4 tRNA genes and 6 rRNA genes are annotated in these 11,111 nt (G+C 46.2%); all 10 read left to right on the plus strand.

The window, feature by feature from the left end:
- Positions 1-230: 230 nt before the first annotated feature.
- The 10 genes from N0B29_RS12915 to rrf (N0B29_RS12960) all read left to right on the plus strand — a co-directional run bounded on the left by N0B29_RS12915 (position 231) and on the right by rrf (N0B29_RS12960) (position 11,099).
- Positions 231-1,739: ribosomal RNA gene (locus tag N0B29_RS12915) — 16S ribosomal RNA — on the plus strand.
- Between the two features lie 96 nt (positions 1,740-1,835).
- A tRNA-Ile gene (locus N0B29_RS12920) sits at positions 1,836-1,912 on the plus strand.
- 1 nt (position 1,913) lies between these two features.
- A tRNA-Ala gene (locus N0B29_RS12925) sits at positions 1,914-1,989 on the plus strand.
- Between the two features lie 204 nt (positions 1,990-2,193).
- Positions 2,194-5,106, plus strand: a 23S ribosomal RNA gene (locus N0B29_RS12930).
- A gap of 135 nt (positions 5,107-5,241) precedes the next feature.
- Positions 5,242-5,357, plus strand: a 5S ribosomal RNA gene (gene rrf / locus N0B29_RS12935).
- A 615-nt stretch (positions 5,358-5,972) separates the two neighbouring features.
- Positions 5,973-7,481 (plus strand): 16S ribosomal RNA (locus N0B29_RS12940).
- Between the two features lie 96 nt (positions 7,482-7,577).
- A tRNA-Ile gene (locus N0B29_RS12945) sits at positions 7,578-7,654 on the plus strand.
- A 1-nt stretch (position 7,655) separates the two neighbouring features.
- Positions 7,656-7,731 (plus strand) — tRNA-Ala (locus tag N0B29_RS12950).
- A gap of 204 nt (positions 7,732-7,935) precedes the next feature.
- Positions 7,936-10,848, plus strand: a 23S ribosomal RNA gene (locus N0B29_RS12955).
- Between the two features lie 135 nt (positions 10,849-10,983).
- Positions 10,984-11,099 (plus strand): 5S ribosomal RNA (gene rrf, locus N0B29_RS12960).
- The 16S, 23S and 5S rRNA genes sit together here with 4 tRNA genes alongside, the layout of an rRNA operon.
- Positions 11,100-11,111: the final 12 nt, after the last annotated feature.

An 11,111-nucleotide genomic window follows, 5' to 3' on the forward strand; every position in this document is an offset into this window, starting at 1 on the left:
TTTAACCTTATTTTAAGGTGTATGGATATATAATTTCGTCCTCGTTTGAGAGAACGGGGTTAAAGAGAAGCACCCAAAGTAGGGGATTTGCTTCAAGTTCATTACCATTTTAACAATGTCAAATTCAATCTTTGAAATCTAAATAAGCGACCTTAGCCAGGACGCGAAACATAAGAGATTATCAACTCTTTAAACAAAGAGATAAGTCAATTGAAGAACACTTCATAAATTTTATGGAGAGTTTGATCCTGGCTCAGAGTGAACGCTGGCGGCGTGCTTAACACATGCAAGTCGAACGGATTTAATAAGCTTGCTTATTAAGTTAGTGGCGCACGGGTGAGTAATATATAGCTAACCTGCCCTTTAGTGGGGGACAACAGTTGGAAACGGCTGCTAATACCCCATACTCCTTCTTACCATAAGGTAAGTTGGGAAAGATTTATTGCTAAAGGATGGGGCTTTATTGTATCAGCTAGTTGGTGGGGTAACGGCCTACCAAGGCTATGACGCATACCTGGTCTGAGAGGATGATCAGGCACACTGGAACTGAGACACGGTCCAGACTCCTACGGGAGGCAGCAGTGGGGAATATTGCACAATGGAGGAAACTCTGATGCAGCAACGCCGCGTGGAGGATGACGCATTTCGGTGTGTAAACTCCTTTTATAAGGGAAGATAATGACGGTACCTTATGAATAAGCACCGGCTAACTCCGTGCCAGCAGCCGCGGTAATACGGAGGGTGCAAGCGTTACTCGGAATCACTGGGCGTAAAGGATGCGTAGGCTGGAAATCAAGTCGAGAGTGAAATCCAACGGCTCAACCGTTGAACTGCTCTCGAAACTGGTTACCTAGAATATGGGAGAGGTAGATGGAATTGGTGGTGTAGGGGTAAAATCCGTAGATATCACCAGGAATACCGATTGCGAAGGCGATCTACTGGAACATTATTGACGCTGAGGCATGAAAGCGTGGGGAGCAAACAGGATTAGATACCCTGGTAGTCCACGCCCTAAACGATGCACACTAGTTGTTGCGATGCTAGTCATTGCAGTAATGCACTTAACAGATTAAGTGTGCCGCCTGGGGAGTACGGTCGCAAGATTAAAACTCAAAGGAATAGACGGGGACCCGCACAAGCGGTGGAGCATGTGGTTTAATTCGAAGATACACGAAGAACCTTACCTGGGCTTGATATCCTAAGAATCCTGTAGAGATACGGGAGTGCTAGTTTACTAGAACTTAGAGACAGGTGCTGCACGGCTGTCGTCAGCTCGTGTCGTGAGATGTTGGGTTAAGTCCCGCAACGAGCGCAACCCTCGTGATTAGTTGCTAACAGTTCGGCTGAGCACTCTAGTCAGACTGCCTTCGCAAGGAGGAGGAAGGTGAGGACGACGTCAAGTCATCATGGCCCTTATGCCCAGGGCTACACACGTGCTACAATGGCTAGGACAAAGAGACGCGATACTGCGAAGTGGAGCAAATCTTAAAACCTAGTCTCAGTTCGGATTGGAGTCTGCAACTCGACTCCATGAAGCTGGAATCGCTAGTAATCGTAGATCAGATATGCTACGGTGAATACGTTCCCGGGTCTTGTACTCACCGCCCGTCACACCATGGGAGTTGAATTCACCCGAAGCCGGAATACTAAACTAGTTACCGACCACGGTGGGTTCAGCGACTGGGGTGAAGTCGTAACAAGGTAACCGTAGGAGAACCTGCGGTTGGATCACCTCCTTTCTAGAGTATATGAGACACTATCTCACAATGGTGTCTCTGGCGAGACTGGTCTAAGGAAGCTTATTTAGTTTTGAGAGATTGAAGAAAAAGATAGAGGGGCTTATAGCTCAGGTGGTTAGAGCGTACCCCTGATAAGGGTAAGGTCAGAGGTTCGAGTCCTCTTAAGCCCACCATGGGGAATTAGCTCAGCTGGGAGAGCGCCTGCTTTGCACGCAGGAGGTCAGCGGTTCGATCCCGCTATTCTCCACCATTTTTTTAATGGACATTGTAAAAAGAGAAAGAAGAAGTTTAATATCAGTCTTTAGAGATAAAGGAAGATTGATATTAGACTTTTTTAGTCTAAAGTTATTTAATTTATTATTGTCAAAGTCAACAAAACGCAAAAAAAACAATTTACAACTTGTTAGATGTTTTACATTTAATAAGGGAGTGAAATGTGCATTAGAATACAAATAGGTAAGCTATTAAGAGCGAATGGTGGATGCCTAGGCTGTAAGAGGCGATGAAGGACGTACTAGACTGCGAAAAGTTGCGGGGAGCTGTCAAGAAGCTTTGATCCGCAAATATCCGAATGGGGCAACCCAGCTGACAGTAATGTCAGTTACCCTGCGGGGAGCGAACCTGGTGAAGTGAAACATCTCAGTAGCCAGAGGAAGAGAAATCAAATAGAGATTCCGATAGTAGCGGCGAGCGAACTTGGAAGAGGGCAAACCAGATGCTTGCATCTGGGGTTGTAGGACTGCGTTGTAGAATGATGATAGGTAGTAGAGTAACCTGGAAAGGTTAACCATAGCGGGTGATAGTCCCATATACGAAATCTAGATTCATCTTAGCAGTATCCTGAGTAGGGCGGAACACGTGGTATTCTGTCTGAAGCCGGGAGGACCACCTCCCAACCCTAAATACTACTTACAGACCGATAGTGAACCAGTACCGTGAGGGAAAGGTGAAAAGAACCCCAGTGAGGGGAGTGAAATAGAACCTGAAACCATTTGCTTACAATCATTCAGAGCCCTATGATTTATCAGGGTGATGGACTGCCTTTTGCATAATGAGCCTGCGAGTTGTGGTATCTGGCGAGGTTAAGAAAACTCGGAGCCGTAGCGAAAGCGAGTCTTAATAGGGCGAATTAGTCAGATGCTGCAGACCCGAAGCGAAGTGATCTATCCATGAGCAGGTTGAAGCTGGTGTAAGAGCTAGTGGAGGACCGAACTCGCTGACGTTGAAAAGTCTTGGGATGACTTGTGGATAGGGGTGAAAGGCCAATCAAACTTCGTGATAGCTGGTTCTCTCCGAAATATATTTAGGTATAGCGTCATGTTGTAGTATACGGGGGTAGAGCACTGATTGGGCTAGGGCCTATACCAAGGTACCAAACCCTGTCAAACTCCGAATACCGTATATGTAATCATGGCAGTCAGGCGGCGGGTGATAAAATGCGTCGTCAAGAGGGGAACAACCCAGACTACCAGCTAAGGTCCCAAAGTGATAACTCAGTGGAAAACGATGTGGAGTTGCTTAAACAACCAGGAGGTTGGCTTAGAAGCAGCCATCCTTTAAAGAAAGCGTAACAGCTCACTGGTCTAGCGATTCTGCGCGGAAAATATAACGGGGCTAAAGTTATCCACCGAAGCTGTAGATTCTATTTTTAATAGAGTGGTAGGAGAGCGTTCTAGTCAGCATTGAAGGTGTACCGGTAAGGAGCGCTGGAGCGGCTAGAAGTGAGTATGCAGGCATGAGTAGCGATAAAACAGGTGAGAATCCTGTTCGCCGAAAACCCAAGGTTTCCTACGCGATGTTCGTCATCGTAGGGTTAGTCGGGACCTAAGTCGAGTCCGAAAGGGGTAGACGATGGAAAGTTGGTTAATATTCCAACACCAATAATAGAGCGCGATGGAAGGACGCTTAGGGCTAAACGAGGCAACTGATGGAATAGTTGTTCGAAGGGTGTAGATTAGATTACAGGCAAATCCGTAATCTTTTATTCGAGACCTGACAGGCACTTGATGCTCTTCGGAGTGGATGGTGAATCGTTGATGCCGTCGAGCCAAGAAAAGTTTCTAAGTATATCTGTTATTGCTCGTACCGTAAACCGACACAGGTGGGTGAGATGAGTATTCTAAGGCGCGTGGAAGAAATCTGGTTAAGGAACTCTGCAAAATAGCACCGTATCTTCGGTATAAGGTGTGCCTCCTTCTGTATAGAGACTTGCTCTCGAAAGCGGAAAAGGTTGCAACAAAGAGTCCCTCCCGACTGTTTACCAAAAACACAGCACTCTGCTAACTCGTAAGAGGATGTATAGGGTGTGACGCCTGCCCGGTGCTGGAAGGTTAATTGATGTGGTTAGCGCAAGCGAAGCCATTGATCGAAGCCCCAGTAAACGGCGGCCGTAACTATAACGGTCCTAAGGTAGCGAAATTCCTTGTCGATTAAATATCGACCTGCATGAATGGCGTAACGAGATGGGAGCTGTCTCGACCAGAAATCCAGTGAAATTGTAGTGGAGGTGAAAATTCCTCCTACCCGCGGCAAGACGGAAAGACCCCGTGGACCTTTACTATAGCTTGACACTGCTGTTGGGATAAAGATGTGCAGGATAGGTGGGAGGCTTTGAGGGTGTGACGCCAGTTGCACCTGAGCCATTGTTGAGATACCACTCTTCTTTATTCTGATAGCTAACTGGGACATATTATCTATGTTCAGGACAATGTCTGGTGGGTAGTTTGACTGGGGCGGTCGCCTCCTAAAAAGTAACGGAGGCTTACAAAGGTTGGCTCAGAACGGTTGGAAATCGTTCGTAGAGTATAATGGTACAAGCCAGCTTGACTGTGAGACATACACGTCGAGCAGAGACGAAAGTCGGTCATAGTGATCCGGTGGTTCTGTGTGGAAGGGCCATCGCTCAAAGGATAAAAGGTACCCCGGGGATAACAGGCTGATCTCCCCCAAGAGCTCACATCGACGGGGAGGTTTGGCACCTCGATGTCGGCTCATCGCATCCTGGGGCTGGAGCAGGTCCCAAGGGTATGGCTGTTCGCCATTTAAAGCGGTACGCGAGCTGGGTTCAGAACGTCGTGAGACAGTTCGGTCCCTATCTGCCGTGGGCGTAGGAAAGTTGAGGAGAGTTAACCCTAGTACGAGAGGACCGGGTTGAACGAACCACTGGTGTACGGGTTGTTCTGCCAAGAGCATCGCCCGGTAGCTATGTTCGGATGTGATAACCGCTGAAAGCATCTAAGCGGGAAGCCAACTCCAAGATGAACTTTCCCTGAAGACCTCATGAAGACTACATGTTTGATAGGCTGGGTGTGTAATGGGTGAGAGCCCTTTAGCTGACCAGTACTAATAGGTCGTTTGGCTTACATATTATTACGTATGATAATGCTATTTCACTTCCTTATTAAGTGTAAAGCGCTTTGTTGACTAGACAATACTAAAATCACCAAAAGAATGGTGAATTAAGCCTATTTCGCTATAATGCGACATAGATTTAATTCACGATTCTGGTGGCTATAGAGAAGAGGAAACGCCCTGTCCCATTTCGAACCAGGAAGCTAAGCTCTTCATCGCCGATAATACTTTCCCTTACTGGGATGGAAACGTAGGTCGCTGCCAGTTCCGTGATTTTTATCCTCTTTTTATTATCTTCAATCTAAATTTTCCATAATTACTTCATTTTATCAATAACCTATAGATCAACTTTTGGTTTTTCAGATTGTTCTATTTTTCTTCTTTTCTATATTAAAATATTCTATACAAAATACATCTTCTCCTTCTCCTCTTTTTATCGCTATACTATTCTCGATCTTCTTTAATTATTGATTAGTTACAACAAATTTATTCTTATATAAAGTTATATAAGATTCAAAAAAGATGCTTTTGACTTAGAACAGAGGCTTGTGGATTATAATATAGAAAATATTTTTGACTGCTTTTAGTGCTTTTTTCTCTATTTTTCTACTAAATAAAATTAAAAATTACAAATTTGGTTTTCTCTCATTTTTTTAACCTTATTTTAAGGTGTATGGATATATAATTTCGTCCTCGTTTGAGAGAACGGGGTTAAAGAGAAGCACCCAAAGTAGGGGATTTGCTTCAAGTTCATTACCATTTTAACAATGTCAAATTCAATCTTTGAAATCTAAATAAGCGACCTTAGCCAGGACGCGAAACATAAGAGATTATCAACTCTTTAAACAAAGAGATAAGTCAATTGAAGAACACTTCATAAATTTTATGGAGAGTTTGATCCTGGCTCAGAGTGAACGCTGGCGGCGTGCTTAACACATGCAAGTCGAACGGATTTAATAAGCTTGCTTATTAAGTTAGTGGCGCACGGGTGAGTAATATATAGCTAACCTGCCCTTTAGTGGGGGACAACAGTTGGAAACGGCTGCTAATACCCCATACTCCTTCTTACCATAAGGTAAGTTGGGAAAGATTTATTGCTAAAGGATGGGGCTTTATTGTATCAGCTAGTTGGTGGGGTAACGGCCTACCAAGGCTATGACGCATACCTGGTCTGAGAGGATGATCAGGCACACTGGAACTGAGACACGGTCCAGACTCCTACGGGAGGCAGCAGTGGGGAATATTGCACAATGGAGGAAACTCTGATGCAGCAACGCCGCGTGGAGGATGACGCATTTCGGTGTGTAAACTCCTTTTATAAGGGAAGATAATGACGGTACCTTATGAATAAGCACCGGCTAACTCCGTGCCAGCAGCCGCGGTAATACGGAGGGTGCAAGCGTTACTCGGAATCACTGGGCGTAAAGGATGCGTAGGCTGGAAATCAAGTCGAGAGTGAAATCCAACGGCTCAACCGTTGAACTGCTCTCGAAACTGGTTACCTAGAATATGGGAGAGGTAGATGGAATTGGTGGTGTAGGGGTAAAATCCGTAGATATCACCAGGAATACCGATTGCGAAGGCGATCTACTGGAACATTATTGACGCTGAGGCATGAAAGCGTGGGGAGCAAACAGGATTAGATACCCTGGTAGTCCACGCCCTAAACGATGCACACTAGTTGTTGCGATGCTAGTCATTGCAGTAATGCACTTAACAGATTAAGTGTGCCGCCTGGGGAGTACGGTCGCAAGATTAAAACTCAAAGGAATAGACGGGGACCCGCACAAGCGGTGGAGCATGTGGTTTAATTCGAAGATACACGAAGAACCTTACCTGGGCTTGATATCCTAAGAATCCTGTAGAGATACGGGAGTGCTAGTTTACTAGAACTTAGAGACAGGTGCTGCACGGCTGTCGTCAGCTCGTGTCGTGAGATGTTGGGTTAAGTCCCGCAACGAGCGCAACCCTCGTGATTAGTTGCTAACAGTTCGGCTGAGCACTCTAGTCAGACTGCCTTCGCAAGGAGGAGGAAGGTGAGGACGACGTCAAGTCATCATGGCCCTTATGCCCAGGGCTACACACGTGCTACAATGGCTAGGACAAAGAGACGCGATACTGCGAAGTGGAGCAAATCTTAAAACCTAGTCTCAGTTCGGATTGGAGTCTGCAACTCGACTCCATGAAGCTGGAATCGCTAGTAATCGTAGATCAGATATGCTACGGTGAATACGTTCCCGGGTCTTGTACTCACCGCCCGTCACACCATGGGAGTTGAATTCACCCGAAGCCGGAATACTAAACTAGTTACCGACCACGGTGGGTTCAGCGACTGGGGTGAAGTCGTAACAAGGTAACCGTAGGAGAACCTGCGGTTGGATCACCTCCTTTCTAGAGTATATGAGACACTATCTCACAATGGTGTCTCTGGCGAGACTGGTCTAAGGAAGCTTATTTAGTTTTGAGAGATTGAAGAAAAAGATAGAGGGGCTTATAGCTCAGGTGGTTAGAGCGTACCCCTGATAAGGGTAAGGTCAGAGGTTCGAGTCCTCTTAAGCCCACCATGGGGAATTAGCTCAGCTGGGAGAGCGCCTGCTTTGCACGCAGGAGGTCAGCGGTTCGATCCCGCTATTCTCCACCATTTTTTTAATGGACATTGTAAAAAGAGAAAGAAGAAGTTTAATATCAGTCTTTAGAGATAAAGGAAGATTGATATTAGACTTTTTTAGTCTAAAGTTATTTAATTTATTATTGTCAAAGTCAACAAAACGCAAAAAAAACAATTTACAACTTGTTAGATGTTTTACATTTAATAAGGGAGTGAAATGTGCATTAGAATACAAATAGGTAAGCTATTAAGAGCGAATGGTGGATGCCTAGGCTGTAAGAGGCGATGAAGGACGTACTAGACTGCGAAAAGTTGCGGGGAGCTGTCAAGAAGCTTTGATCCGCAAATATCCGAATGGGGCAACCCAGCTGACAGTAATGTCAGTTACCCTGCGGGGAGCGAACCTGGTGAAGTGAAACATCTCAGTAGCCAGAGGAAGAGAAATCAAATAGAGATTCCGATAGTAGCGGCGAGCGAACTTGGAAGAGGGCAAACCAGATGCTTGCATCTGGGGTTGTAGGACTGCGTTGTAGAATGATGATAGGTAGTAGAGTAACCTGGAAAGGTTAACCATAGCGGGTGATAGTCCCATATACGAAATCTAGATTCATCTTAGCAGTATCCTGAGTAGGGCGGAACACGTGGTATTCTGTCTGAAGCCGGGAGGACCACCTCCCAACCCTAAATACTACTTACAGACCGATAGTGAACCAGTACCGTGAGGGAAAGGTGAAAAGAACCCCAGTGAGGGGAGTGAAATAGAACCTGAAACCATTTGCTTACAATCATTCAGAGCCCTATGATTTATCAGGGTGATGGACTGCCTTTTGCATAATGAGCCTGCGAGTTGTGGTATCTGGCGAGGTTAAGAAAACTCGGAGCCGTAGCGAAAGCGAGTCTTAATAGGGCGAATTAGTCAGATGCTGCAGACCCGAAGCGAAGTGATCTATCCATGAGCAGGTTGAAGCTGGTGTAAGAGCTAGTGGAGGACCGAACTCGCTGACGTTGAAAAGTCTTGGGATGACTTGTGGATAGGGGTGAAAGGCCAATCAAACTTCGTGATAGCTGGTTCTCTCCGAAATATATTTAGGTATAGCGTCATGTTGTAGTATACGGGGGTAGAGCACTGATTGGGCTAGGGCCTATACCAAGGTACCAAACCCTGTCAAACTCCGAATACCGTATATGTAATCATGGCAGTCAGGCGGCGGGTGATAAAATGCGTCGTCAAGAGGGGAACAACCCAGACTACCAGCTAAGGTCCCAAAGTGATAACTCAGTGGAAAACGATGTGGAGTTGCTTAAACAACCAGGAGGTTGGCTTAGAAGCAGCCATCCTTTAAAGAAAGCGTAACAGCTCACTGGTCTAGCGATTCTGCGCGGAAAATATAACGGGGCTAAAGTTATCCACCGAAGCTGTAGATTCTATTTTTAATAGAGTGGTAGGAGAGCGTTCTAGTCAGCATTGAAGGTGTACCGGTAAGGAGCGCTGGAGCGGCTAGAAGTGAGTATGCAGGCATGAGTAGCGATAAAACAGGTGAGAATCCTGTTCGCCGAAAACCCAAGGTTTCCTACGCGATGTTCGTCATCGTAGGGTTAGTCGGGACCTAAGTCGAGTCCGAAAGGGGTAGACGATGGAAAGTTGGTTAATATTCCAACACCAATAATAGAGCGCGATGGAAGGACGCTTAGGGCTAAACGAGGCAACTGATGGAATAGTTGTTCGAAGGGTGTAGATTAGATTACAGGCAAATCCGTAATCTTTTATTCGAGACCTGACAGGCACTTGATGCTCTTCGGAGTGGATGGTGAATCGTTGATGCCGTCGAGCCAAGAAAAGTTTCTAAGTATATCTGTTATTGCTCGTACCGTAAACCGACACAGGTGGGTGAGATGAGTATTCTAAGGCGCGTGGAAGAAATCTGGTTAAGGAACTCTGCAAAATAGCACCGTATCTTCGGTATAAGGTGTGCCTCCTTCTGTATAGAGACTTGCTCTCGAAAGCGGAAAAGGTTGCAACAAAGAGTCCCTCCCGACTGTTTACCAAAAACACAGCACTCTGCTAACTCGTAAGAGGATGTATAGGGTGTGACGCCTGCCCGGTGCTGGAAGGTTAATTGATGTGGTTAGCGCAAGCGAAGCCATTGATCGAAGCCCCAGTAAACGGCGGCCGTAACTATAACGGTCCTAAGGTAGCGAAATTCCTTGTCGATTAAATATCGACCTGCATGAATGGCGTAACGAGATGGGAGCTGTCTCGACCAGAAATCCAGTGAAATTGTAGTGGAGGTGAAAATTCCTCCTACCCGCGGCAAGACGGAAAGACCCCGTGGACCTTTACTATAGCTTGACACTGCTGTTGGGATAAAGATGTGCAGGATAGGTGGGAGGCTTTGAGGGTGTGACGCCAGTTGCACCTGAGCCATTGTTGAGATACCACTCTTCTTTATTCTGATAGCTAACTGGGACATATTATCTATGTTCAGGACAATGTCTGGTGGGTAGTTTGACTGGGGCGGTCGCCTCCTAAAAAGTAACGGAGGCTTACAAAGGTTGGCTCAGAACGGTTGGAAATCGTTCGTAGAGTATAATGGTACAAGCCAGCTTGACTGTGAGACATACACGTCGAGCAGAGACGAAAGTCGGTCATAGTGATCCGGTGGTTCTGTGTGGAAGGGCCATCGCTCAAAGGATAAAAGGTACCCCGGGGATAACAGGCTGATCTCCCCCAAGAGCTCACATCGACGGGGAGGTTTGGCACCTCGATGTCGGCTCATCGCATCCTGGGGCTGGAGCAGGTCCCAAGGGTATGGCTGTTCGCCATTTAAAGCGGTACGCGAGCTGGGTTCAGAACGTCGTGAGACAGTTCGGTCCCTATCTGCCGTGGGCGTAGGAAAGTTGAGGAGAGTTAACCCTAGTACGAGAGGACCGGGTTGAACGAACCACTGGTGTACGGGTTGTTCTGCCAAGAGCATCGCCCGGTAGCTATGTTCGGATGTGATAACCGCTGAAAGCATCTAAGCGGGAAGCCAACTCCAAGATGAACTTTCCCTGAAGACCTCATGAAGACTACATGTTTGATAGGCTGGGTGTGTAATGGGTGAGAGCCCTTTAGCTGACCAGTACTAATAGGTCGTTTGGCTTACATATTATTACGTATGATAATGCTATTTCACTTCCTTATTAAGTGTAAAGCGCTTTGTTGACTAGACAATACTAAAATCACCAAAAGAATGGTGAATTAAGCCTATTTCGCTATAATGCGACATAGATTTAATTCACGATTCTGGTGGCTATAGAGAAGAGGAAACGCCCTGTCCCATTTCGAACCAGGAAGCTAAGCTCTTCATCGCCGATAATACTTTCCCTTACTGGGATGGAAACGTAGGTCGCTGCCAGTTCCGTGATTTTTA

It is taken from the genome of Sulfurospirillum oryzae, assembly GCF_025770725.1.
Taxonomy (GTDB): Bacteria; Campylobacterota; Campylobacteria; order Campylobacterales; family Sulfurospirillaceae; genus Sulfurospirillum; species Sulfurospirillum oryzae.